General features: G+C 36.0%; 17 protein-coding genes. 11 read left to right on the top strand and 6 right to left on the bottom strand.

What is annotated here, in order from left to right:
- Positions 1 to 333: 333 nt before the first annotated feature.
- A complete protein-coding gene (locus C4F50_RS05015) occupies positions 334 to 4,263 on the top strand; it encodes a hybrid sensor histidine kinase/response regulator transcription factor (RefSeq protein ID WP_193845318.1) in 3,930 nt (1,309 codons plus the stop codon).
- A gap of 148 nt (positions 4,264 to 4,411) precedes the next feature.
- On the top strand, positions 4,412 to 6,016 hold the full coding sequence (locus C4F50_RS05010) for a class I SAM-dependent methyltransferase (protein WP_193845317.1): 1,605 nt from the start codon (positions 4,412 to 4,414) through the stop codon (positions 6,014 to 6,016).
- Positions 6,017 to 6,089: 73 nt separating this feature from the next.
- Here the strand turns inward: C4F50_RS05010 and C4F50_RS05005 are convergent, their stop codons facing one another.
- The gene (locus C4F50_RS05005; protein ID WP_193845316.1) at positions 6,090 to 8,294 is read right to left on the bottom strand and encodes a TonB-dependent receptor; all 2,205 of its coding nucleotides are present in this window, start codon (positions 8,292 to 8,294) and stop codon (positions 6,090 to 6,092) included.
- A 134-nt stretch (positions 8,295 to 8,428) separates the two neighbouring features.
- A complete protein-coding gene (locus C4F50_RS05000; protein WP_193845315.1) occupies positions 8,429 to 9,442 on the bottom strand; it encodes a zinc-binding alcohol dehydrogenase family protein in 1,014 nt (337 codons plus the stop codon).
- Between the two features lie 1,057 nt (positions 9,443 to 10,499).
- Here C4F50_RS05000 and C4F50_RS04995 point away from each other — a divergent pair.
- From C4F50_RS04995 to C4F50_RS04980, 4 genes are all read left to right on the top strand, one after another.
- Complete coding sequence (locus C4F50_RS04995; protein ID WP_193845314.1) at positions 10,500 to 11,063, top strand: GNAT family N-acetyltransferase; 564 nt, start codon at positions 10,500 to 10,502, stop codon at positions 11,061 to 11,063.
- Between the two features lie 55 nt (positions 11,064 to 11,118).
- Positions 11,119 to 11,988, top strand: coding sequence for a helix-turn-helix domain-containing protein (locus C4F50_RS04990; RefSeq protein ID WP_193845313.1), 870 nt, complete (start codon positions 11,119 to 11,121; stop codon positions 11,986 to 11,988).
- Between the two features lie 75 nt (positions 11,989 to 12,063).
- Positions 12,064 to 12,477 carry an OsmC family protein gene (locus C4F50_RS04985; RefSeq protein ID WP_193845312.1) on the top strand — a complete coding sequence of 138 codons (414 nt, stop codon included), beginning with the start codon at positions 12,064 to 12,066 and terminating at the stop codon, positions 12,475 to 12,477.
- A 32-nt stretch (positions 12,478 to 12,509) separates the two neighbouring features.
- A complete protein-coding gene (locus C4F50_RS04980) occupies positions 12,510 to 13,559 on the top strand; it encodes an alpha/beta hydrolase (RefSeq protein ID WP_193845311.1) in 1,050 nt (349 codons plus the stop codon).
- 85 nt (positions 13,560 to 13,644) lie between these two features.
- Here C4F50_RS04980 and C4F50_RS04975 read toward each other — a convergent pair whose 3' ends face one another.
- A complete protein-coding gene (locus C4F50_RS04975) occupies positions 13,645 to 14,097 on the bottom strand; it encodes a hypothetical protein (protein WP_228011954.1) in 453 nt (150 codons plus the stop codon).
- A gap of 32 nt (positions 14,098 to 14,129) precedes the next feature.
- The gene (locus C4F50_RS04970; protein ID WP_193845310.1) at positions 14,130 to 16,043 is read right to left on the bottom strand and encodes a hypothetical protein; all 1,914 of its coding nucleotides are present in this window, start codon (positions 16,041 to 16,043) and stop codon (positions 14,130 to 14,132) included.
- 225 nt (positions 16,044 to 16,268) lie between these two features.
- Here C4F50_RS04970 and C4F50_RS04965 point away from each other — a divergent pair, with 225 nt between their 5' ends.
- A complete protein-coding gene (locus tag C4F50_RS04965; protein WP_193845309.1) occupies positions 16,269 to 16,703 on the top strand; it encodes a DoxX family membrane protein in 435 nt (144 codons plus the stop codon).
- A 79-nt stretch (positions 16,704 to 16,782) separates the two neighbouring features.
- On the opposite strand, the gene C4F50_RS04960 is transcribed toward C4F50_RS04965, so the two are convergent.
- Together C4F50_RS04960 and C4F50_RS04955 are read right to left on the bottom strand one after the other, a co-directional pair.
- Complete coding sequence (locus tag C4F50_RS04960; protein WP_193845308.1) at positions 16,783 to 18,048, bottom strand: DUF4374 domain-containing protein; 1,266 nt, start codon at positions 18,046 to 18,048, stop codon at positions 16,783 to 16,785.
- A 24-nt stretch (positions 18,049 to 18,072) separates the two neighbouring features.
- A complete protein-coding gene (locus C4F50_RS04955; protein ID WP_348536974.1) occupies positions 18,073 to 20,451 on the bottom strand; it encodes a TonB-dependent receptor in 2,379 nt (792 codons plus the stop codon).
- 119 nt (positions 20,452 to 20,570) lie between these two features.
- Here C4F50_RS04955 and C4F50_RS04950 point away from each other — a divergent pair, with 119 nt between their 5' ends.
- From C4F50_RS04950 to C4F50_RS04935, 4 genes are all read left to right on the top strand, one after another.
- A complete protein-coding gene (locus C4F50_RS04950) occupies positions 20,571 to 21,563 on the top strand; it encodes a helix-turn-helix transcriptional regulator (protein ID WP_193845307.1) in 993 nt (330 codons plus the stop codon).
- A gap of 275 nt (positions 21,564 to 21,838) precedes the next feature.
- Positions 21,839 to 22,675, top strand: a complete 837-nt coding sequence (locus tag C4F50_RS04945) for a sulfite exporter TauE/SafE family protein (protein ID WP_193845306.1) — start codon at positions 21,839 to 21,841, stop codon at positions 22,673 to 22,675.
- Positions 22,662 to 23,069, top strand: coding sequence for a DUF1634 domain-containing protein (locus C4F50_RS04940; RefSeq protein ID WP_193845305.1), 408 nt, complete (start codon positions 22,662 to 22,664; stop codon positions 23,067 to 23,069). Before C4F50_RS04945 ends, C4F50_RS04940 begins: the two co-directional genes overlap by 14 nt.
- 217 nt (positions 23,070 to 23,286) lie before the next feature.
- On the top strand, positions 23,287 to 24,309 hold the full coding sequence (locus C4F50_RS04935; RefSeq protein WP_193845304.1) for an LLM class flavin-dependent oxidoreductase: 1,023 nt from the start codon (positions 23,287 to 23,289) through the stop codon (positions 24,307 to 24,309).
- The last annotated feature ends 302 nt before the right edge of the window (positions 24,310 to 24,611 follow it).

Below are 24,611 nucleotides of genomic sequence, written 5' to 3'. Positions count from 1 at the left end.
TCAATCAATCTCCTGGTCTGCGTCCAAAGAAAGAATCAAAACTAATGTCTGGTAATAAGTTGTTCATTTTGTTTCAAAATTAGTAATGGTTTATTTTTTCAAACATAATATTATTGATAGCGTATTTTTAACCTTAAAAAATTATCAATATGGTTTATTTGAAAATTCAAAGTAGGTACTTTTTATTCAAAATAAAATGCTTCATTTGTGTCAATATCTCTTTAAAATGATTCAAATAGTATTAAAAACAGCCCATTTTAATACAGCTGCAACATTTTGTAGAATATTGAGACGATTTGAAGAAATAACTATTTAAGCCTAAAAACCACAACTATGCGTAAATTCTTTCTTTTATTATTTATAGTGTTATTTTCGATTCCTTTTTTGAATGCACAAGAATATTATTTTAAACATTTTCAGGTCGAAGAAGGACTTTCTAACAATACCGTTCTGGCCTCTATCCAGGATAATGATGGTTTTATGTGGTTTGGAACCAAAGACGGTTTAAACAGGTTTGATGGTTATCGTTTTAAAACCTACAGAAGCAGCGGTGATCCTATTCGCAGTTTAGGAAGCAATTATATACAGTCACTGCACGAACATAATGGAACGATTTGGGTCGGAACAGATAAAGGTTTGTATCACTATGACAAAAAACAAGATCGCTTTTCTATTTTAAACGAAGCTATTAACGATCGTATCAATGATATTAATCACGACAAGAAAAGAAACATTTGGTTTATTTCTGGCAACATTTTGTATAAATATGCCACGCAGAAAAAGGAAATGACCACTTTTAATCCTAATAAGTATTTTGTCACTACCTCGATTACCAGAGATCCGCAAGGCGAAATCTGGGCTTCTTCCTTAAATAAAATCTATCATTATTCTGAGGAAAATCATTCGTTTGAAAATGCGGCGCTGCATCCGCCTTCAAACAAATCCGGCTTTAGAATCACGGTAATTTATGCTGTTGATGCCGAAAATATCGTAATCGGAACTCAGGATCACGGCGTTCTTATTTACAATAGAAACAATAAAACGACCACCGAATTAAAATTTGATACCAAAGATCCTGTTTTTGTACGCCAATTTAGAAAAAGAGGAAATGACGAACTCTGGATTGCCAGCGAATCGGGCGTTTATGTTTATAATCTGAAAACCAAAAAGGCAGTCAATCTCAAGAAAAACTACAACGATCCGTATGCGATTTCAGACAATGCCGCCTACTCGATTACGATTGACAAAGAAAACGGAATCTGGGTTGGAACGTATTTTGGCGGTATCAATTACCACCAGAAGCAATATACGCAGTTTAAAAAGTATTTTCCGCAGAAAGGGCAAAACTCCATTAGCGGCAGCGCGGTCAGGGAAATTCACAAAGACGACCATGGCGATATCTGGATTGGCACCGAAGATGCGGGCGTAAATCGTTTTAACCCAAAAACGCAGCAATTTACCTCTTATCCCGTTTCGTACTACAACATTCATGCTTTGCTGCCGCGAAAAGACAAAATCTGGGTCGGAACCTTTGAACATGGTTTGGATGTTTTAGATCGGAATTCGGGTGCTCTTATCCAGCATTACAGCGCGAGCGATGGCAGAAGCGGTCTGCACAGCAACTTTATTTTTTCTTTTTATGAAATGAAAAATAAAGACTTTGTTATTGTAACGACTTCTGGATTGTACCGCTATAATGAACAGGCGGATCACTTCGAAATCATGAAGTTTTTCCCAGAAACGTATCATTATACCAATTTTAAAGAAGACAGTGACGGAAATCTATGGGCTGGAAGTTACCGCGACGGACTGCTTTTTTACAACCCGAAAACTAAGAAAAAAGAGGTTTTTAATTATGATTATAAAAATCCGCAAGGCATCAGCAACAATACGATTAATACTATTTTTGAAGACAGCTCTAAGAATTTGTGGATTGCAACGGAAAACGGCTTAAACCTCGTTGACCGAAAAACACACACTTTTACCAAATTTACAACCAAAAACGGAATGCCGAGTAATGTCTTCTACTCTATTTTAGAAGATGATGAAGGCAATTTATGGCTGACCACTTCTAAAGGTTTAGTAAAATTTGGTCCCGATCATAAGACCCTCAAGATTTTTACAACGGCAAACGGACTTTTAAGCGACCAGTTCAATTACAATTCGGCTTTTAAAGATACCAATGGCGACATGTATTTTGGAAACCTCAACGGAATGATCAGTTTTAATCCGAAGCATTTTACGAAGAATAAATACACGCCGTTTATCTACATTACCAATCTGCAGATCAATAATAAAGATATTGAAGCAAATGGTACGGACTCGCCTATAAAACAATCGATTTCTTTTATTGATGAATTAGAATTAAACAACAATCAATCGTCTTTTAATCTCGAATTTGCGTCTTTAAATTATACCGCGGCAGAGCTTACAGAATATTGGTACCAACTTGAAAATGTCAACAAAGACTGGGTTTATCTGGAACGAAACAATAAAGTTTTCTTTACCGAACTGGCGCCGGGCGATTATGTTTTTAAAGTAAAATCACTCAACAGTTTTGGGGTCTGGAGTAAAGAGGTCAAACTTAAAATTAGAATTTTACCGCCGTTTTATGCCAGCATTTACGCCTATCTGCTTTATTTCGTTTTGATCTGTACAGGGTTTTACTACATCATTCGGTATTCTCAAAACCTGACCCAGATTAAGAACAACCGCAAAATCAAACATTTGAATGACGAAAAAGAAAAAGAAATCTATCAAGCCAAAATTGATTTCTTTACCAATGTTGCGCACGAGATCAGAACGCCGCTTACGCTGATAAAGGGGCCTTTAGAAAAACTTTTAGGACTGCAATACGAATCTGAAGAAGTACCGCAGCATCTTTCTATTATGAAAAAAAACACTTCGCGTTTATTAAAATTGGTAAACGAATTATTGGATTTTAGAAAATCGGAAATCGGCGGCTTAAAATTGACTTTCGTCGAAGCGAATATTTCATCGCAGGTTCGAAACCTGCATTTGAGATTCAGCCAATTGATCGAAGAACGCGGCTTAGACTTTCAATTAGAATTGGGAGAAAAAGACATTCATGCTTTTGTAGACAAAGAAGCATTTAAGAAGATTTTGAGCAATCTGCTGAGCAATGCGGTAAAATATGCAAAAGATACGGTTTCAATTTCGCTTTTTAGAGATGATAAAAAACTGACTTTGATTGTAAAAAATGACGGCAGTATTATTCCCATTCATTTAAAAGATAAAATTTTCGAACCCTTTTTCAGAGTAGACGACTCTAATACAGCTTCCGGAACCGGAATCGGGCTTTCGCTGGCGCATTCACTGGCACAGCTTCACAACGGTAATTTACAGCTGCTCTCTGATTCCGATTTTAATGTTTTTGAACTGACGCTGCCACTTCATCAAAAAGAAGAATTCATGCTGTATTCGGAATCTGAAAAAGAAACAATCGAAAGCGAAACCCCAAAAGAAACCGCAGCAATTAAAAATGAAAAAGCACAGCTTTTAGTGGTAGAAGATAATGAAGATCTTTTGAGTTTTATAACGACAGAACTGGCTTCAAGCTATACTATTCTAAAAGCGTCAAATGGCGATGAAGCCTTAAAAATCATACACAACGAAAATATTCAACTCGTAATTTCAGATGTTTCGATGCCCATTATGGACGGAATTGAAATGTGTAAAACCATTAAAACCAATTTAGAAACGAGTCATATTCCAGTCATTTTATTGACTGCTAAAAATTCGCTGCAATCTCAGATCGATGGTCTCGAAGTTGGTGCAGACGCCTACATTGCCAAACCGTTCTCTATGGATTATTTAAAAGTCCAAGCCAGCAATCTGATCGAAAACCGCAGACAGATTATGAATTATTATGCGAGTTCGCCGCTTTCGCACATTAAAAGCATTGCACACAATAAAACAGACGAAAAATTCCTGAAAAAACTTGACGATGAGATTCTTAAAAACATCACAGATCCAGATTTGAGCGTTGAATCTTTGGCAGAAATCATGAATATGAGCCGTTCTACTTTGTATCGAAAAATCAAAGACATCACCAATCTGAGTCCGAACGAGCTTATAAACATTGTCCGTCTTAAACGTGCCGCCGAATTATTATTAAATGAAAACCTTAAAATGTACGAAATCGCCGAAATGGTCGGTTATAAATCGCAGACGAGTTTTGGCCGTAATTTTCAGAAACATTTTTCGATGTCGCCATCAGATTATATTGCAATGAATAGATAATAGAAACACCTCATTTTGTTCCAATTCGACTCGAGATCTTTTGTGCAATTGTACTGTTGCAACTTACCTGTTTTCTAAAATACACTAATAATGAAAGGATTAAATAACAAAAAATCACTATTTTTAAACTAACCTTCAATTTTGTATTATGACCGATAAATCACAACTCTTAAGTTTCATATTCAGGCATCTTGACGGATTAGTTACCGCTCCGACGGCAATAGCGCTTCAAAACAAGTCTGTTTTAGAATTTATTTTAAACAAAGAAAAAACAACATTAGCAGAGCTTACTTCTGTTTTTAATGCCAATGAAGGTTATCTCAATGTGGCTTTGAGAGTTTTGGCTTCTCAAGGTTTTTTAGATTATGAAGTTGACAATCAAACACAAATTATTACAATTGCCGTAAATGAAAAATCAAAAATAGCTTTTTCGTTATTTCATCTTTACGAAGATGTTGTGTCGCTGCTGCAGCTTTCGATTCAGTTTCATCCTCGTTTGTTTGAAGATGTTCCGTTTGAAAAACTGAATCTTATTTTCGAAAAATATAAAAATAAATACGGAATTGAACCTTCTGAAGATCCGCTTACCAACAGTATTCAGGATCATATTTTAAAACATATTGAGGGCTATTTGATTGGACCGACTATAGTGCGCCTTGCCATGAACGGAATGTTTCACAAATATTTTATGGAAACTTCTTTTAGGCCAGAGGAATTTCATAAATCACCTGAAAATTTTAAAAAGATATTAGACTTTTTTGTGCATCTGGGCTGGTTTATCGAGAAAAACGGCAATTATCAATTTACCGATGCGGGCTTGTTTTTTGCCAAAAGAGCCAGCGCATACGGTGTTACGGTTTCGTACCTGCCCACTTTTGCCAGAATTGAAGAGTTGATTTTTGGAAATCCTGATGCTTTAAGAACTGCCGAAGGCGAAAGTGAAATTCACGTTGACCGCGAAATGAACGTTTGGGGAAGCGGCGGCGCTCACGATACTTACTTTAAAGTAGTTGATGAAATTTTGATTAAACTTTTTAACCTGCCGATCGAAGAACAGCCAAAAGGAATTTTGGATATGGGCTGCGGTAACGGTGCTTTTTTACAGCATATTTTTGAAGTTATTGACAGACAAACTTTAAGAGGAAAAATGCTCGACGAATATCCGCTGTTTTTAGTTGGTGCAGATTACAATCAAACCGCTTTAAAAGTAACCAGAGCCAATCTTATAAAAGCTGATATTTGGGCAAAAGTAATCTGGGGCGATATCGGAAGACCTGAAGCTTTGGCAGACGACCTGAAAGAGAATTATAATATTGACCTGAAAGACCTGCTGAATGTAAGGACTTTTTTAGATCATAACCGAATCTGGCAGGACCCGAAACATATTAATGCCAATAGAGTCAGTAAATCTACAGGGGCGTTTGCTTTTAGAGGACAAAGAATTAGTAATAATCTGGTTGAAGATAATCTTTTAGAACATTTACAAAAATGGTCGCCTTATGTGCACAAATTTGGTTTATTGCTGATCGAACTGCATACTATAAATCCGGCACTTACGGCTGCACATTTAGGCAGAACTCCCGCAACTGCTTATGATGCCACACATGGTTTTTCTGATCAGTATATTATTGAAATTGATGTTTTTAACGCTATTGCTGCAGAAGCAGGATTATTTCCAGACAAATCTATTTTCAAACGATTTCCAGACGGCGATACCGCAACAGTAAGCATTAATTTATTGAAAGGAAAATAATTTTTTGGGTACTATTCAAAGATTTGATTGTACTTCAAAAAAAGAAAGCGCTCCAAATGGGAGCGCTTTCTTTTTACCAGCTGTATTTCAGAATCAATCTGGCATTAAAAGGTGTTCCTGCCGTAAAGTGAATTTCTTCTACAGGATCGGTTTCATTGGCCAATCTTGATTCGGTTAAAAATTGTGTTTCTTTCCATTTCGTATCAAAAATATTATCAATATTAAGTCCGATAGACACTTTTTTAATTTGATAATTGACTGAAAAATCAGTGATACAGTATCCTTTTGCAACTACAGAATTGTCTTCATTTGCAGGTCTGTCTCCCAAGAATCTTGTTCTTAAACTTCCTGAGAATCCTTTAAGGTCTTTTACAGAAAGTCCGCTTGTTAAAGTATTAACGGGTGCCAGAGGCAGATAATCATTTCCTTTAGATTCGTCAATTGCTCTTGCATGCGTATAAGTATAATCGGTATTCCAAAACAGCCAATTGGTCAATTGATATCTAAAACCAAAATCAAAACCTTTGCGTTCTGTTTTACCGCTTGGTTCTACAACTGCTTCGTCTCCTACATACACAAATTCCTGCGCCAGATACAAATACCAGATTGCAGAATTGATAATCATTCTAGGAAAAGGTTTCCAGTTGATCCCTAAATCTGCTCCGTAACTTTCAGGAAGAATCTCCTGCGCTTTCTGCACAATTACAACACGCGCATCGTTGCTGTGAAATCCTTTCCCCAGTTTTAAGAAATATTGCAGCGTATTGTTTTGAGTATACAAAAAGTTTAGTTTCGGACTTACAATAGCTTTGGTCTGAGCCTGATTCCCCAGTTCTGGCGCCAATTGATCTTCATAATTAAATTTTAAATAATCAAATCGAAGTCCTGGATTGATCAGCCATTTACCCGAAATAAATTCCAATCCTGTATAAGAATACAAATTGGTTTGGTTGACATTTCCTAAACTTAAATATTCCAATACGGTGCTGCGGTTTAAAGTATGCGACAATTCAACATCTTTATTGTTATCGTTTCGCAGTCCGGCACCTAATTTAAAATTCCATTTATCATTCAGCTTTCGGTCGTATTCAGACTGAAAACCCACAATTGTTCTGTTGTCCTTCTGCTTAATCTGATCGCCGTTTACAGGATCATTTAAATAAAAAGTAAAGTTAGAATACAGCTCAAAGTCGTATTTACTAATAAAAGCAGTATTTTTTATCTGCGAAACTTCATCAATTTTAGAATCATACTGCAAGTTCAGATTGGTTCTGCTTGTGTTACCGCCTTCGTTAGAATCTATTGCTCCAAAGTGTGAAATCGAACCATCGTTTACGGCACGATCTGGAATTTGTCCGCTCGCATCCCATTTGCTGGTAAAATGCGACAGCGAAATAGCCAATTTATCGCCGCTATTGAGTTTTGCCGCGTATTTTCCAAACAAATTAATTCGGTTAAAGTTTTGAGGCGCATCAAAATAACCGTCTGTCATCATGTACTCTCCCGCAAAATAAGCCGATTGGTTTTCTTTATTCAATAAATTAAACAAAGCCACTGTTCTAAAGGTATCAAACTGTCCGATTTCAAAAGAGACAGAACTTTTATCTAATGCTTTTTTGGTATTGAAACCGATGTATCCTGCAGTTGTAAAATCTCCTTTGTCTGCAAAATAAGAGCCTTTGTCAAAATCAATATTGTCGACAGTTTCTGGAATCACAAAATGAAGATCGGCATAGCCCTGACCGTGCGCATGCGAAACCATATTTACCGGCATTCCGTCTACAGAAACGCTTATATCTGTTCCGTGGTCACAGTCAAAACCTCTTAAAAAAATCTGCTCAGCTTTCCCGCCTCCTGCATGCTGTCCGATAAAAAGTCCCGGCACTTTTCGCATCAAATCCTGTGAATTGGAAATGGGCTGAATCTCTAAATCAATTTTAGAAATGGTATTCAGATATTTTAAGGTATTGGTAATCGTAACTTCTTCTAATAAAAATGGTTTTTCATTTAGAGTTATAGAAAAAGAATCTGTGTGATCTACTTTGACTCTTTGTGTAACAAAACCTTGTTTAGAGACTTCAAGACTGTCATTGAGGTTGGAATTCTCGACAATAAATTTTCCGTAATTGTCAGAATGGGCGTGTGTTTTAGAATTTAAATTTCGAATTAAAACCTCCTGCAGCGGTTTTCCATTTTCGTCATTTACAACACCTTTAATGTTTTGGGCTTGGAGTGCATAAGAAAATAACATCACTCCAAATAAGAACAAATGCTTCATAGCTAGTAAGAACTACTTTTTAAATTAACGGCAAAAGTAGCACTATAAAGCCAATTAAAAAATATTTAAGAAAAAACTTTCAAAAAATAAATCCCAATAATACAAATTATTGGGATTTACCGTTATTCTTAATCTTAAAACTTAATCGCTATTTTCCCGATTGTAGTTCCTGACTCTAACTGTTGGTGCGCTTCTTTAAAGTTTTCGACAGTAAATCCTTCCAAGGTCTGTTTTAAGGTGTGTTTTAAAACGCCGTCGTCTAACAAATCTGCGGTCAAATTCAGGATGTTATGCTGCTCTACTATATCTTCTGTCTCAAACATAGAGCGTGTGTACATAAATTCCCAAGAGAACGATACACTTTTCGTTTTTAGTTTATTCAACAAAACAGGTTCGCTGCTTCCTGTAATTGAGGCAATATGTCCTTGAGGTTTAATAAGTTCTGCCATAATATCCCAATACGCATTGGTATCTACAAAATCTAAGATAAAATCTACATACTGAAATCCTGCGTTTCGAACTTCTTCGGTTAAATTTTTATGATTTACCACAAAATCTGCTCCTTGTTCTTTGCACCAAGCTATAGATTCAGGTCTAGAAGCTGTTGCAATTACCGTTAAACCTGCAATCTTTTTGGCCAGCTGTATTGCGATTGATCCGACGCCGCCTGCTCCGCCAATAATCAAAATTGTTTTTCCTTTGTCTTTCTCTGGATTGATTCTGATTCTGTCAAAAAGTATTTCCCAAGCGGTTAAAGTTGTTAAGGGCATCGCTGCAGCTTCTGCATTAGTTAATGTCTTTGGTTTTCTGCCTGCAATTCTTTCATCTATAATCTGATACTCTGCATTGCTTCCTTGCTTGGTGATGTCACCTGCATAATAAACCCAATCGCCTACTTCAAATAAGGTAACCTTTTCTCCAACTCCCTGAACAATTCCGACAGCATCCCAGCCAATTATTTTTGGGGTTTCTAAGACGGTATCTTTTGCACCGCTCTGGCGTATTTTAAAATCGACTGGATTTATCGATACGGCATCTATTTTTACTAATAAATCGTGAGCGCCTGGAATTGGCTTTTCGGTTTCAAATGCTATAAAACTATCTTGATTTTCAATCGGTAATGATGTTTTAAATCCTATTGCTTTCATATTATTGAGTTTTCTTTTTTTAAAATTATAATAACAAAGATATAAGCTGTTTGGATTATAGAAATGGTATAATTTAATACTAAATCGGTATAATTTTTTGTTTCGTGCAGATTGTTTGTGAATTTAAGAAAATTTATCTGTTGTTGATTATATTGATTAAAAGGATTTTTTGTTTTCACGCAGATTGATAGGGATTGGAGCAGATTTTAAATGAGATAATTTAGCTGCCGCAGATTATGCTGATTAAAGGGATTTTTGGTTGATTATATATTTGAAGAAACCTTCAGAAAGTCTGCAAAGACTGGCGAATTACTATAAATCCTGTGCTTGTCTACTCTCGCAGATTTGGCTGATTGTGCAGATTTTTTGTTTTCACGCAGATTGATAGGGATTGGAGCAGATTTTTAATGAGATAATTTAGCTGCCGCAGATTATGCTGATTAAAGGGATTTTTGGTTTGATTTTATATTTGAAGAAACGTTAAGAAAGTCTGCAAAGACTGGTCTACTCTCGCAGATTTGGCTGATTGTGCAGATTTTTTTGTTTCACGCAGATTGATAGGGATTGGAGCAGATTTTTAATGAGATAATTTATCTGCCGCAGATTATGCTGATTAAAGGGATTTTTGGTTTGATTATATATTTGAAGAAACGTTAAGAAAGTCTGCAAAGACTGGTGAATTACTATAAATACTGTGCTTGTCTACTCTCGCAGATTTGGCTGATTGTGCAGATTTTTTGTTTTCACGCAGATTGATAGGGATTGGAGCTGATTTTTAATGAGATAATTTATCTGCCAAAGATTATGCTGATTAAAGGGATTTTTGGTTGATTATATATTTGAAGAAACCTTAAGAAAGTCTGCAAAGACTGGTCTACTCTCGCAGATTTGGCTGATTGTGCAGATTTTTTGTTTTCACCCAGACTGATAGGGATTGGAGCAGATTTTAAATAATAGATTTATCTGCAAGAGATTACAGCGATTAAAATTATAATAGCACTTAAATCTGCTTGAAAAATTTATTTAAAGTAAATTTGTAATAGTAAAATCATTCCAAATGATCATCAGAAAAGCCCAGAGATCCGACGCGCCATCTATTGCTCCTATTTTATTATTGGCGATGGAAGACATTATATATAAGTTTATAAAAAAAGAAGATTACGCTGCTGCGAAAGATTTCCTGCAGTATTTCGTCGAAAGAGAAAACAATCAATATTCGTATCAAAATTGTTTTGCCGCCGAAGAAAACAATAGCATCATTGGAGCTGTAAATGTTTACAAGGGATCTGACTTGATAACGCTTCGAAATCCGATAATCGATTATGTGCGCAAAAACTATAATCCAGAATTTGATCCCGAATTAGAATCAAAGGATGGGGAATATTATATTGATTCTTTAGGTGTAAATCCAAATTATCAGGGAAAAGGAATTGGCTCTAAAATTTTGCAGTTTCTTATTGAGGAATATGTTGCTAAAAACAACGAAACTTTAGGATTATTGGTTGAAGAAGAAAATCCGCTGGCCAAAAATCTTTATTTGAAACTGGGGTTTAAGGTTGTGGGTGAAAAAACGCTGGTTGGAAAAAAGCTAGAACATCTTCAAATAAGCCCTAAGTTGTAAATTGTCCTCGGCTTTAGCCCAAAAAATTTAATTTTATATCAAAAATCCGCTGTAAATGAATCATAAAGTATTCGAATCGAATTATAAAAAACTAGGATTTCTGATTTTAAATCAGGAAACGCTGGAGGAAATTAACAGCGACGAATACAAAGCCTATATTAAGGTGCTTTATCTGCCGGAAAATTATTCGGTAACGATTGATTTTAAGCAATATCAAACTTCGAGTCCTTCTCTGTTTTTTATCAACAGCAGTCAATATCTACAGATTACTAAAGAAGGAAAAAGACAGGGGTATTTTATGTATTATAACCGTGATTTTTACTGCGTACAGATTCACGACGCCGAAGTGGCCTGCGACGGATTGCTGTTTAATAATATTTTTGAAATGCCGATGACGGTTTTACCTGAAAAAGAGGTGCCGTTTATTGAAGGCATTTACGAACAAATGCAGCAAGAATTTATATTGCCCGATTCTTCGCAGGAAGAAATGATTCGAACGTATTTAAAACAGCTCATTATAAAAGCAACGCGCATTTGGAAAATACAACAGCTTGGCGTTTTAAACGAAGAGCCCTCAAAAGAAATTGATTTCTTCAGGGATTTCAGCCGATTGGTCGAAATTCATTTCAGAAACAAACATACTGTTGCCGATTATGCGGATATTCTGGGCGTTGCACCCAAAACCCTTTCGAATAAATTTAATAGATTAGAACTTGCACAGCCTAATGATATTATTAAGGATCGTATAATTCTGGAAGCTAAAAGACTTTTGGGCTATTCTTCACTTAGTGTAAAAGAAATTGCTTATCAATTGGGTTACGAAGATCCTGCCTACTTTAATCGCCTTTTTACGAATAAAGTCGGCGACACTCCGTCTAATTTCAAGAAAAAATACCTTCAAGGGAAAAATGTACAATTAGTATAGACTTTTATCTATTTTTACAGCCTTATTACCGCCATATCTTTGTCCTATCAAATTATAACTGATAAAACACAAGATATGAAACGTAAAGCACAAGCCGTTTGGAACGGTGACATTAAAACCGGAAAAGGAACTCTTACCACAGATAGTACTGTATTACAAAACACTCCCTACTCTTTTAACAGCCGTTTTGCTGACGGAATCGGAACGAATCCGGAAGAATTACTAGCGGCCGCACACGCTGGCTGTTTTACAATGAAGTTAAGTTTAGACTTGACTACAGCAGGCTATACCGCAGAAGAATTGTCTACTCAATCTACAATTACTTTAAACGACGGAAAAATTACACAATCGCTTTTGGTTTTAAATGCTAAAGTTCCCGGAATCTCTGAGGAAGAATTTTTGAAAATTGCTCAGGGCGCAGAAAAAACATGTCCCGTAAGTCAGGCATTTTCTTTTGAAATCGTATTACAAGCAAACCTTAATAACTAATTATCAAAACATTATAATAAAAATATAATATCATGAAAACAATAAAATCATTACAAAGAAGTATATTTATAGCAGCACTACTAACTTTAAATACAGTTATTATGGCACAAGAAAGACCTTATAAAGGACAAAATGACCCTGAAATATTTACAGAAGTACGCGGTTTCTTAAACGCATTGAACTCTGGTGACGGAAAACCTTTGGAACAATTACCTGTTGCAGATGCCAGAAATGTTTTGGTGGGCGCTCAAAAATCGGTTACAGTAGATTATTCTGGAATTGAAGAATCTGAAAAAGTAATTTCACAAAATGGTTTAAAAGTCAAAATTCATATTACAAAACCAAAAGGTACTAAAGCCAATGCACCAGTATTCATCTTTATTCACGGCGGCGGCTGGGTTCTTGGCGACTATCCAACGCACAGAAGATTGGTTCGAGATTTGGTTGTAGAAAGCGGTGCTGTGGCGGTTTTCCCAGATTATACGCCTTCTCCAGAAGCACAATATCCGGTAGCGATCAACGAAATCTACGCTGCAACGCAATGGGTTTCTGAAAACGGAAAAGAAATTGGTGTTGACGGGAAAAACCTTGCGGTAGTTGGAAACAGCGTCGGCGGTAACATGACGGCTGCAATTACACTAATGGCAAAAGATAAAAAAGGACCGCATATTAAACTTCAGGTTTTATTATGGCCGGTAACCGATGCTAATTTTGAAACTGAATCTTATAATCTGTATGCTAACGGACGCTTTTTGACCAAAAATATGATGAAATGGTTTTGGGACAATTACTTACCAGACACTGCAAAAAGAACCGAAAAATATGCGTCTCCATTACAAGCAAGTTTAGCCGAATTAAAAGACTTACCTCCTGCACTAGTTCAAACTGCTGAAAATGATGTTTTAAGAGATGAAGGTGAAGCTTATGCCAGAAAATTAAACGAGGCTGGAGTTCCTGTAACGTTGACAAGATACAACGGATTGATTCACGATTACGGACTTTTGAACCCGATTGCAAATGTTCCGGCGATCCAGACAGCGGTACTTCAGGCAGCAGTTGTGATTAAAACAACTTTGAAATAATAAAGCTTTTACAATCAAAAACAGGGACAGCATCAAAACTGTCCCTGTTTTTTTTCTCAAAATATTTAAAATAGGAAATAGGATTTTATAAAAGTGCTTCTACATAAGCGGCCAGCTGCGAATCGGTTTGAGAGTTAAAAGAAGATTGTACCAGCTGTACGGTAAGAAATAAAGTTTCGTCTTTCAATTCCATTTTAACATCATCGTTATTTTCTGAATTGGTTAAATGAATTGCTGCTATTTTATCCTTCAAAGCTTCTTTTCCCATCTCATCAACGCAAATTTTCTTTACAAAAGATTCTACGTCATCAAACACAATATCAAGACGCGATAACGGATATTCGTCATAAGATGTAAAAGTATCCCAATCAATATCGACCTTAATATCATAACCCGCTCTTTCTTTTAATTTTGCTTCAAAAGCCGGAAGTTTTTCTGTTTTAATAGATGCTGCTAAACGTTTTTCTGCTAATCCCATAGTGGTTTTTATTAGTGTTTTATAAGAGCCAAAATTAGAATTGGAGGCTATACCAGACATCACTATTTATAATGATTTTGATGCGAAACTGCTTAATGATTAATCAAATCAATTTTGCCTTTATTAGCAAGGATTTCGGTCAAAATATCTGATTCGTACCCCATTTTTTTGGCTTTTTTTACTTCTTTTAAAGCATTTGCCGCATCTTTTAATTTATAATACATTTCGCCCAGATTACAGCTGTAAATAGGCTCTTTAGGATTGATTTCGATTGCTTTTTCAAAATACGGAATTGACTCTTCGTACCGCAGTTCTAAATCTAAAATACAGCCAAAACTATTGTAAATGTGCGCCAGTGCAGCCGGCTCGTGTTTTGTTTTTGCAAAAAAATAATCGCGTTTGCTGTAACAGGCCTCAAAACCTTTGGTATACCATAAAAGTCTGGCTTCTAGAAAATAGGCAAATCCATATTCGGGATCCAGAGCCAATAAGGCATCGCAGTTTTGTTGAGCCTCTTTGTATTTTTTTGCAAATACCAAATCCCATGCTTCTTTTAAGAGCGCTCTTTTTTGCTGGTCCTCTCGTTTCTCATGCAGTTCTTCGTCCATCTCCTTTTTTCGACGCTCATCAATTACAATTTCCCAAGCATCAAAATGTCTTTCTGCTTCATCAGCTTTAATTATAAATTCTAAACCCTCTGCCCCTTTTTTAAAGTGAAGCAAAAACGATATCTCTTCTGAATCATCGGTTTTGACTGCATCGATACATTCATTCAACTTTAAAGTATCAATATGCAGCGTCATCCACGGAAACAAATAGGAACCTCTGTAGACAAAAGTAATTTCGGTTGGTAAATATCGTAAAGCACTCAAAAACGCGTCGTCTTTTTCGAGTTTATAATTTTTAAAATACGCATCGGCAATTTCAATATAGTGGCCTTGATCCAATCCTGAAAATTTAAGATTCCAAACCACCAATTTGTCTTGTAGTTCCTGCCTTTTCTCAATCGTATTAGACTTTTTCAGCTCTTTTAAAAGATCAAAAAAACGTTCTGTGTTATTATAATAATGATGGCAGTTTTGATTTGCTATCAATTTTACTTGTTTTATTTCATCTTCAATAGCGACTGTAGGATTAGTATAATAATCCAATAAAATAATATCTTCATTGTACAATTTAAAACCCCCGTTTTGATAAATATGAAGAAACAGCCGTTTCGATTTTTCACCCCTAATGCTTTTTGATTCCTTTAATGGATATTTTTCTTCTTCTAAAATGAGCTTGTGAAAAGGAAAAGGGATATTCACTTTATAATACTGATCTTCTACAATAGAATACCAAGATATCTCGAATTGGTCGGCATCAAACGGAACGTGAATTACACTAGAAAAAACCGATTTTTTAAGATGATAATATTTTGAAGAAAGATCCATGACGGCCAATTCTTGGTCTGAATAGAAACAGTAGTCGTTTTCTATTTTTATATCCGAAGTATATTTTTTAGAAGAATTAATAAAGGCGATACCATCAATATGGGTTAAGAGCTCTCTGTCATGATAAACACTTAAAGATGTTTTGAAATAAACAGACGCCAGACGCCTTTTTGCATAATAATGCGCTCCATATAAATGAACGTAATATACAATTGGAAAACCGACTAAAATAGAGAGCCAAACTAAAAAATACAACTCCTTAAATATTCCTGTTTTCTGATATAGTACCAGTGCATAGGCACCATAATCTACGAATAGTAAAAGAAGTGTGATAAGGAAAACACCGATCAAGAATTTGATCGTAATCTTTGTTTTTGACTTTCCGTAAAAATAGAAGTAAAAATAGCCGCACCAGGCGATACAAACATTAAAAAAAACGGCTGTACCCAAACCCAGGATATAAAGCAGCCCATAAGAAATAATGGAAGCAGCAAAAAGTAATCCGACAGGGAAAAAAATTTCGCCGCTAAAATAAATGGGGTCAATTCTTTGATACGAACGATAATTCTTCATTTTTTTTATCTTTTAAAGCTTGCTTGATTAAACAAATTAGTAAACGAGGCAAATGTAAAAGATCAAGTTAGAGCCGAAATCATCATAAATAATGATTTTTATTGCAAGTAAGTTTGTGAATAAAATTTCGCAATTTTTCAAAAAAAAATGCGTTCATAAAAATAGAATAGCTTTCAAACCCAATCAAGTTCTAGTAGAACTTCAAATAAAATTTAGTCTATTATAATGAAAAACATAACCCTATTAGAAGCAGGTTTAATTTTGAGAATAGTTTTAGGAATCACCATGCTTTCGGCAGCCGCCGATCGTTTTGGACTTTGGGGAGCGCCTGGAACCAACGGCGTTGTTTGGGGAAACTGGGAAAATTTTGTCGCTTATACCCAAACCCTTAATCCGTTTGCGAATACGGCAACAGCCGAGATTTTGGGCGGGATTGCTACATTCTTTGAAATCCTGCTGAGTCTGTTATTACTGTTCGGATTTAAAACGCGTATTGCCGCTTTAGGAACTTCGTTTTTAATGCTGCTTTTTGCATTGGCAATGGCAATTTCTGTTTCTATAAAAGCACCTTTTGATTACTCGGTTTTAACCAGTGCTGCAGCGGCTCTGCTTCTGGCCAACATCGGAAAAACGTCTTTTGCTGTTGACAACAGGATATAAAAAAAGCAGAAGTAATTAAAAATTACTTCTGCTTTCATGTTTCAAAAAAATAGTATTTTGGGAAGTATCTAAGAGTTAATTAGTCTTTGATAATATTGAATCCCATAATACGGCCGCTTTCTTTTAAACGGAATGTTTGTTTAACAACTCCTGTAGATGGGTTGTATTGGTTAACTCCAGAGAAACCGTCTGAAGTACTGTTTGATAAGAAATAGATTTCTCCGTTGTGGAAAAATGGATTTTGTGTCGTGTAGAAGTTATCTGGCGGCATGTTTAAACGCGTTGCTTTTTTAGTAACTGCGTCAATTTCGTTCCAAAACCAAACATCGTCTCTGTATTTTACACCGTGCTGTCCGCCTCCGTAGTAAGAAACTGCTCTTGATGGAATCGTAGTGTAAATTTTACCATTGTGAGCAAAAAGTCTGTTGAACTCAGCTGGGAATTGGTACGTTTTCATGTCGATTGCAAACGTAGTATCAAAATTTACTTCTCCTTTTTTAATTCTAAGGATTTTTGAAGAAAGTGCAGAAGACTGAACTTTCATATCGCTTACAGATGCAAAATATAAATCGCCTGTAACCTCGTCTAAACTCCATAAAACGTGATCAATAAATACACCTAAATTAGTTGTACCAGCCATTCTTGTTACGTTTTCGATCTTTTTTGTTGTTAAATCGTATACCGCAATTGCAACATCATTAGTAGACGGCGTTACCTGCCAGTTTCCGGCAGCCTTGCTTCCTAATAATAAATCAAGGTATAATTTGTTGTCTCTTTTTGCAATAATCAATTGTCCGATAGACTCTAACGGCTGTCCTTCTGAAAGTGAAGAAAAATCAATTTCTCCAGTTCTTTCCATTGTAGTAGGATTAAATGTCTGTAGTTTTAGACCGCCTCTTACTTTATCCCAGTAGTAACCTTCTGTAGCACTTGCCACTAAAAAATTACTTTCGTAAGCATTAGAAAGAGAAGGTAAAAATCCTTGATCTACAATTTTACCTGTAGCATCAATTCCCATTTTATTAATTCCTTGTTTTGTGTTCGAAACATCGTTTACTTTAAACAACGTTTTGTCTAAAGTCCTTCCTCCTAATGAAGAAGCTACTTGAAGAAATGGTAATCCAGAAAGATTGATTTCTCTAGATTTATTGTCTTTTAAGGCATAAATACCACCACTCCAGTTGGCAGCTCCGTTATAAATAACCCAAGTTTCATTTTTTGGAAGTGTATCGTCGTTGTTTCCGTTTTCCGGACTGTTATTATCGTCATTGCTGCTGCAAGAGAATAAAAGCATACTAGCAGCGATTCCTGCCAGTACCGAACGAAGTGAATTGCTTCTTTTCATAATTGATCTGATTTATGGTTTGATTTAAAAAAAATTATATACTACTTTGAGGTGAAACGATCTTCTGGGTCTCTGTACATTAAAGTTGTCATACAACTGTACATCTCCAATATTCCTGCATTCTGCAGAAACGGTGGTTTTATGAGATGCAAAATGATAGTAAACCCCGATATCATTAGAAAACTGTCCTGTTCTGCCGTCTTTTGGAATAATCAGCGAGGTCTGGAAATCTTTTACAGGACCAAACAAAGATGGTTCCTGATTTTTTGGAATTGCCACCAGAAAAAATCTGTGGGTATAGTTGGCATTCCACGTAAAGTTTAGAGCATCACCATCTTTAAACAGATTTTTGAAATAGGTGTTGGCCCAGAAATTCCCAAACAAAAACGGAATATTAGGGACTCTCGAATCATTTAAATATCTAAAAGTCGCTTCTTGAATTCCTACCCTTCTGATATCCTGATACGTCACGTTGAATCCGGTATTCAGCCATTTTACAGGCGTATAATTGGTTTCAAACTCAAAACCTTTTATTTCGGTCTGCTCATAATTGATGTATCTGCTGAATGGAATATCGTACTGCAGAAAAATTCCGTCTTTTGCATTTCTGTAAAACAAACCACCCGAAAAGGTCAGATTACTGTTTTCTTTAACAATAGCATATTCAGCATTTAAGTTTAAATTTTGGCTTTTTTCTGGTTTAAGATCCAGATTTTCTCTGATCATAACAGCATCGCCAAAAATCTCAGATTCATCGGGAAGACGCGTTGCATACTCATAAGAAAACTTAACAAGATAGTTTTGCTCTGCCCATTTTAATCCTGCCAAATAGCCAAACTGGCTGTCGTCTTTTGATGATTTCCAAGCAGCTCCGTAATTATCGGTCGTATATCCGTCGGTATTGTAATGATAGTATTTTCCTGCCACAATGCTTTCTAATTTGGTATCGAACCACAGAGAACGCCACGCCAGCGCCATATTGTCTTTTCTGTACGTTGCCGGAATTGTCATGACATCAACACCGTCAATTGGAGAAATTGCCCCTAGAGGATCACTTCCTTTTCTTCTCTGGTATTGGAAAAGCTCACTGAATTCTAAAAAATTACGATCAGACAATTGGTATTCCATATTCAATCTCGAAGAAGCAAGATCGTATCTGAGTTTCTGAAAATTACCCGCTCGTATTTCGCCCGCCTGTAAACCTTTAGCAATAATATCACCATTCCAATTGTAACGAACAGTTGCTTTATCTACAAATCGGGTATTAAAATGACTGTAGTTGGTTAAAAAACTTACCTTTAATTTATCATCAAAAAATTTCTTTTTGTAATTAATCATTCCTGTATAGTTCTGTTCTTTTGAGAACGCCTGTCCGTAAACATTTACCATCTGCGCATCATTCTGAATCTGTTTGTAGAAATCAGAATAAATTAAGGTCAAACGAAGATCATCTGCCCAGGATTTTTCTTTGATACCCACAAAAGCCTCTGCATAATTAGATCGTACCATATCATGAAAACGTCTCACCGTTTTTAACTCTTCGCTGGTAGCGTTCTGAATTGGCACGGTTACCTTATAATCGTTATCAGAAAAATTAAGAGAACCATTAAAACCGCCGTAAAAATTATTTTTGTTTTGAAGATAAAGATTCGCTGTTGCACGATGGGTGTTGAAAGAAGCGATCTCATAAGATACCTCGGCAAACTTTTTATTAGAAGTTCGAGTTACTAAATTTACCCCGCCGCCAAGAGCATCAGAAGCCAGATAGACCGGCATTACACCTTTATATATTTCGACCCTGTCGAGCATGTTTACTGGAATCGTTCCGAGGCTGAATCCGTGCCCGAACAATTCAATCGGAATACCATCTTTAAAAATACGAATGGCTTTCCCCTGAAGTCCGCCCAGATTGATCTGAACCTGAGAACCTACGTTTCCATTTGTTCTTAGTTTGACTCCCGAAGCACGATTTAGAAAATCACCAACGTCTCCCGCTTTATCATATTGTTTTTTAAGATCGATTACCTGAACCGAAAAAGGAGATTCTTCGATTTGAGTTTTAAGGGTTTTATTCTGAACCAAAACTTCTTTTAAGTCAGCGGTATTTTTTGCATTATTTTCAAAAGTAAATTCGAAATAATTCTCTGCATTGCAGTCAACTGAGACAGTCTGTTTTTGTTTTATTCCATCGGGATTTACCAACTCGATATTGTGAATTCCAGATTCGAGAGAAAATTCTAAAACTCCCAAATTATTGCTTACTCCTGCTTTTTTACCGTCTGCCAAAATTGTAATATTGGATAATGGATTTTTGAGATTATCATCAATTTTGATCTTAACAGGACAAGCATTAGAGAAAAAAATTCCAGCCAGAAACATCAAAATAAGGTTTAATTTAAGCACCAACTTTGTTTTTATTTAAACTTATTATAAATTATATTTGCAAGTGCAAAAGTATTTGAATACTGAAGGATGCATTTATGAAAGTGGAAGTTTTAATTATGAATATAGAAGTTTAAGAAATGGCATTTAAAATTGACTCAGATGATTTTGCGGATTTCCTGGAACCCGATAATACCATAAGCAGCGGATTACCGCCAATAGCAATAGACGGCGAAAAAGACATTAAATTCATTACGCCAAAAGGCGCTATTTTATTTCACGAGCATTCAATAACAGAGGATTTGTCCATTCTGCAGGGCAATTACCAATTACACGACGATGTTGCCATTTCGGGCAAAGGAGAATCATCGCTTTTAGAAATGCATTTTAACCTTTCAGATCAGAAAATAGGCTACATTCACCCGAGTTCTATCAAAGATTTTGCAGCTCCCATGTCTGGAAATATTACTTTCCTTTCTGCTGAAGACAATCGGGCGAAAATAGATTTCAAAAAAGACATTACCTATAATACTTTTGATGTGCACCTGCCGCTGGAAATTTTAAGCAAATACGAAGGCGAATCTAAGGTAATGGATCAGTTTCTAAATAATATTCAAAAAAATACAAGTAATACTTTAGCCAAAGGCGAAATTAAAATTGGAGCCAAAATATACGGCGTTATCCAGGATATCAAAAACTGTTTTTATAAAGGTCTGACCCGAAAAATTTATTTAGAATCTAAGATCTATGAGCTGATTGCGTTAAGCCATCACAGTTTGGATCATGAAAAAGAAGCTGTAAGACTCGCGCGCACTGATATAGAAAAGATCAAATTTGCCGCACAGCTGATTAGAGAAAACATTGATAATCCGCATACGATTGTAGAGCTGGCCCGAAAAGTCGGTGTCAACCAAACCAAACTTAAAGAAGGATTTAAAATTATTTTTGGAGACACTGTTTTCGGTTACCTGCAGGAAATCAGGATGAACAAAGCCAAACGTTATCTAACAGATACTTCTCTTTCGATACAAGAAATCAGCCAGCTTTCCGGCTATCAAAGCGTTTCTAATTTTAGTATCGCTTTTAAAAGGATTTTTGGGTACTCTCCTATTAAGTTGAGACTTAAAGTTTAGTGAGCAGTTGTTAGTGGTCAGTTTTTTAATATGCTGTATTCAATTAGTGATCAGTAATTACTTTTTATAATATATAAGTATGAACAAAAACTGAAAACTAAAACACTAAATTCCTAAACACTGAACACTAAATCCCTAAACACTGATTACTAAATCCCTGAAAACTGAACACTAAAAACTTGACCACTAAAAAATTTTTAAGCTTTTATTAAGCCCCTAATTTTTCTCAGAACAGATATGTATTCGTAAATTAGCAATTACAAAAACATATCTTAATGACAATACTTACATTTACTCTGATCATGATTCTTGGCGCTTTTTTGGCGGGTTTTATTGGTTCATTATCAGGATTAGGCGGTGGAATTATTATTATTCCGCTTTTAACGATTATTCTTGGTGTCGATATTCATTACGCAATTGGAGCCGCTTTGGTTTCGGTTATTGCGACTTCTTCAGGCTCTGCGGCAGCTTATGTAAAAGAAGGAATCACGAACATGAGAATGGGAATTTTTCTCGAAATCGCTACTACTATCGGAGCCGTTTGCGGTGCGCTGCTTTCTACCGTTGCTCCTACTTCATTTATAGCCGTTTTATTCGGTTTAACGTTGATTTTTTCAGCTATTAATTCATTGCGAAAAAAAGAAGAACATATTGTTTTAGAATCGAGTCCGCTTGCGAAAAAATTAAAATTAGAAGGAACGTATCCAACTCACGACGGCGAAGTGGTTCGCTACGGAACCAAAAATGTGATTGGCGGTTTCAGTATGATGGGCGTTGCTGGAATGATGTCGGGACTTCTGGGTATCGGTTCTGGTGCTTTTAAAGTAATCGCAATGGACAACATTATGCGGGTTCCGTTTAAGGTTTCTACCACAACCAGTAATTTTATGATGGGAGTTACCGCAATGGCGAGTTCGGTAATTTATATTCAAAAAGGATATATCGAACCTGGAATTTGTATGCCGGTTGTAATTGGCGTGCTGTTCGGGGCTATGGCAGGAGCTAAAATATTAGTAAGAACAAATCCGAAAAAATTAAGAATCTTTTTTGCCTGCCTGATTTTTGTCTTGGCAGTAAACATGATTTATAACGGACTTAATGGAAAAATCTAAGATGGTACAAGGAGAAAAATTTGGAGAAAAAGATTTCCAAACAATCATAGGAAACTTATTGCGTTACGGCGTTTGGATCTCGTTATCCGTAGCTTTTATCGGCGGCATCGTTTATTTACTGCACAACGGAAACCAGATTGAAGACTATTCTGTCTTCAAAGAAAATGACCGAAATATATTTGAAGTTATTGCAGCGGTTTACCACGGAGCCATTCAAGGTAACGGTGAATCGTTGATCTTTACAGGAATTATTTTCTTGTTCTTAACGCCTGTTTTAAGGGTGATACTTTCGCTGTTTTCGTTTTTATTAGAGAAAGATTATCTCTACGTGGGCATTACCTTAATCGTTATTATGATTATTATTACGAGTATTTCTTTTGGGTTCTCGCATTAGTGATTTTAGATTTTAGAATGTAGATTTTAGATTTTAGAATGTAGATTTTAGAATGTAGATTTTAGATTGAAAATTGGGATTTGGAATTTGGAATTTGAAATTTGGGATTTAGGATTGGAATTTGGGATTTAGGATTTGGGATTTAGGATTTGGGATTTAGGATTTAGGATTTGGGATTTAGGATTTGGGATTTGGAATTTAAAAAATTGAAAATTTTATGGAAATAGGAATAGACAGCTTTGCGTCGGCGATGTATGGCGATAATAATACTTTGAGCAGTGTTGATGCAATGGAACAGTTACTGCAAAGAATTGAATTTGCGGATCAGGCTGGTCTTGATGTTTTTGGGATTGGCGAGCATCATAAAAAAGAATTTCTGGATTCTGCTACGGCTGTCATTTTGAGTGCGGCTGCGGCAAGAACAAAAAATATACGATTGGCGAGTGCTGTTTCGGTTTTGAGTGCGGCAGATCCTGTGCGCGTTTATCAAAGCTTTGCTACTTTGGATTTGATTTCTAAAGGAAGAGCCGAAATTGTAGCTGGACGTGGTTCTGCCATTGAAGCATATCCCCTTTTTGGATACGATCTTAGAGATTACGATAAGCTTTTCAGCGAAAAATTAGAATTACTCCTGCAGATTCGTGACAATGAATTTGTAACTTGGGAAGGGAAATTTCGCCCAGCTTTGGACAATCTCCCTGTTTATCCAAGAGCTTTACAAGAAAAAATGCCGATTTGGCTTGGTGTCGGCGGTACTCCAGAATCTTTTGTAAGGGCCGGAAGACTTGGCTTACCTTTAATGGTCGCTGTAATTGGCGGACAAACACATCATTTTAAACCTTTGATCGATTTGTACCGAGAAGCTGGAAAAGCAGCGGGTTTTTCGCCTGACGAATTAAAAGTTGGACTGCATTCTCCAGGCTATGTCGGAACTTCAACCGAAAGTGCTGTTGCCGATTATTATCCGGGTTATGCCGAATTATGGACAAAATTAGGATACGAACGAGGATGGCCGCCTGTAACGCGAGGTAAATTTGACGGCTTGATTGATGATCTGGGTGTTTTGATTGTCGGAAGTCCAGAACGTGCAGCCGAAAAAATTCTTCGCCACAGTGAAGCTCTTGGAGGCGTTGACCGTTTCACGTTTCAAATGGATAATGCAGGTTTGACTCACAAACAATTAATGAATGCTATCGAATTGATTGGAACAAAACTGATTCCTTTGATTAAGAAAGGATAGCTTTTTTTGCCAGAGATTTTACAGATTTAAAGTGATTTTAGCAGATTAAGCAGATCCTTCTTTGTAAAAGAAAGATGGTTTTATCAATTGAAAGTTTAAAACTATAATTTGAAAATACAATAGAAAACAGAAAAGGCTTTAGTCAAACTCTCCGTTTGGCTAAAGCCTTTTTAATCTTATTTTTTACCTCCAGTTAAAACTGGAGGTAATTCATAAAAACAACAACTAAAATCTTAGAATCTCAGAACCTTAGAATCTTAGCCCTTTCGCGTGATTTGTATTTTTTCAACTAAAACAAACCC

Origin of the sequence: Flavobacterium hungaricum, from assembly GCF_015182285.1 — a bacterium.
GTDB classification, from domain to species: domain Bacteria; phylum Bacteroidota; class Bacteroidia; order Flavobacteriales; family Flavobacteriaceae; genus Flavobacterium; species Flavobacterium hungaricum.
The sequence above is the reverse complement of the archived record's forward strand: the minus strand, read 5'-3'. Positions and strand labels throughout refer to the sequence as shown.

Excerpts from the sequence above, each read along its gene's own strand:
- C4F50_RS05015 (WP_193845318.1), top strand. The coding sequence starts at position 334 with ATGCGTAAATTCTTTCTTTTATTATTTATAGTGTTATTTTCGATTCCT.
- C4F50_RS05010 (WP_193845317.1), top strand. The coding sequence starts at position 4,412 with ATGACCGATAAATCACAACTCTTAAGTTTCATATTCAGGCATCTTGAC.
- C4F50_RS05005 (WP_193845316.1), bottom strand. The coding sequence starts at position 8,294 with ATGAAGCATTTGTTCTTATTTGGAGTGATGTTATTTTCTTATGCACTC.
- C4F50_RS05000 (WP_193845315.1), bottom strand. The coding sequence starts at position 9,442 with ATGAAAGCAATAGGATTTAAAACATCATTACCGATTGAAAATCAAGAT.
- C4F50_RS04995 (WP_193845314.1), top strand. The coding sequence starts at position 10,500 with ATGATCATCAGAAAAGCCCAGAGATCCGACGCGCCATCTATTGCTCCT.
- C4F50_RS04990 (WP_193845313.1), top strand. The coding sequence starts at position 11,119 with ATGAATCATAAAGTATTCGAATCGAATTATAAAAAACTAGGATTTCTG.
- C4F50_RS04985 (WP_193845312.1), top strand. The coding sequence starts at position 12,064 with ATGAAACGTAAAGCACAAGCCGTTTGGAACGGTGACATTAAAACCGGA.
- C4F50_RS04980 (WP_193845311.1), top strand. The coding sequence starts at position 12,510 with ATGAAAACAATAAAATCATTACAAAGAAGTATATTTATAGCAGCACTA.
- C4F50_RS04975 (WP_228011954.1), bottom strand. The coding sequence starts at position 14,097 with ATGTCTGGTATAGCCTCCAATTCTAATTTTGGCTCTTATAAAACACTA.
- C4F50_RS04970 (WP_193845310.1), bottom strand. The coding sequence starts at position 16,043 with ATGAAGAATTATCGTTCGTATCAAAGAATTGACCCCATTTATTTTAGC.
- C4F50_RS04965 (WP_193845309.1), top strand. The coding sequence starts at position 16,269 with ATGAAAAACATAACCCTATTAGAAGCAGGTTTAATTTTGAGAATAGTT.
- C4F50_RS04960 (WP_193845308.1), bottom strand. The coding sequence starts at position 18,048 with ATGAAAAGAAGCAATTCACTTCGTTCGGTACTGGCAGGAATCGCTGCT.
- C4F50_RS04950 (WP_193845307.1), top strand. The coding sequence starts at position 20,571 with ATGGCATTTAAAATTGACTCAGATGATTTTGCGGATTTCCTGGAACCC.
- C4F50_RS04945 (WP_193845306.1), top strand. The coding sequence starts at position 21,839 with ATGACAATACTTACATTTACTCTGATCATGATTCTTGGCGCTTTTTTG.
- C4F50_RS04940 (WP_193845305.1), top strand. The coding sequence starts at position 22,662 with ATGGAAAAATCTAAGATGGTACAAGGAGAAAAATTTGGAGAAAAAGAT.
- C4F50_RS04935 (WP_193845304.1), top strand. The coding sequence starts at position 23,287 with ATGGAAATAGGAATAGACAGCTTTGCGTCGGCGATGTATGGCGATAAT.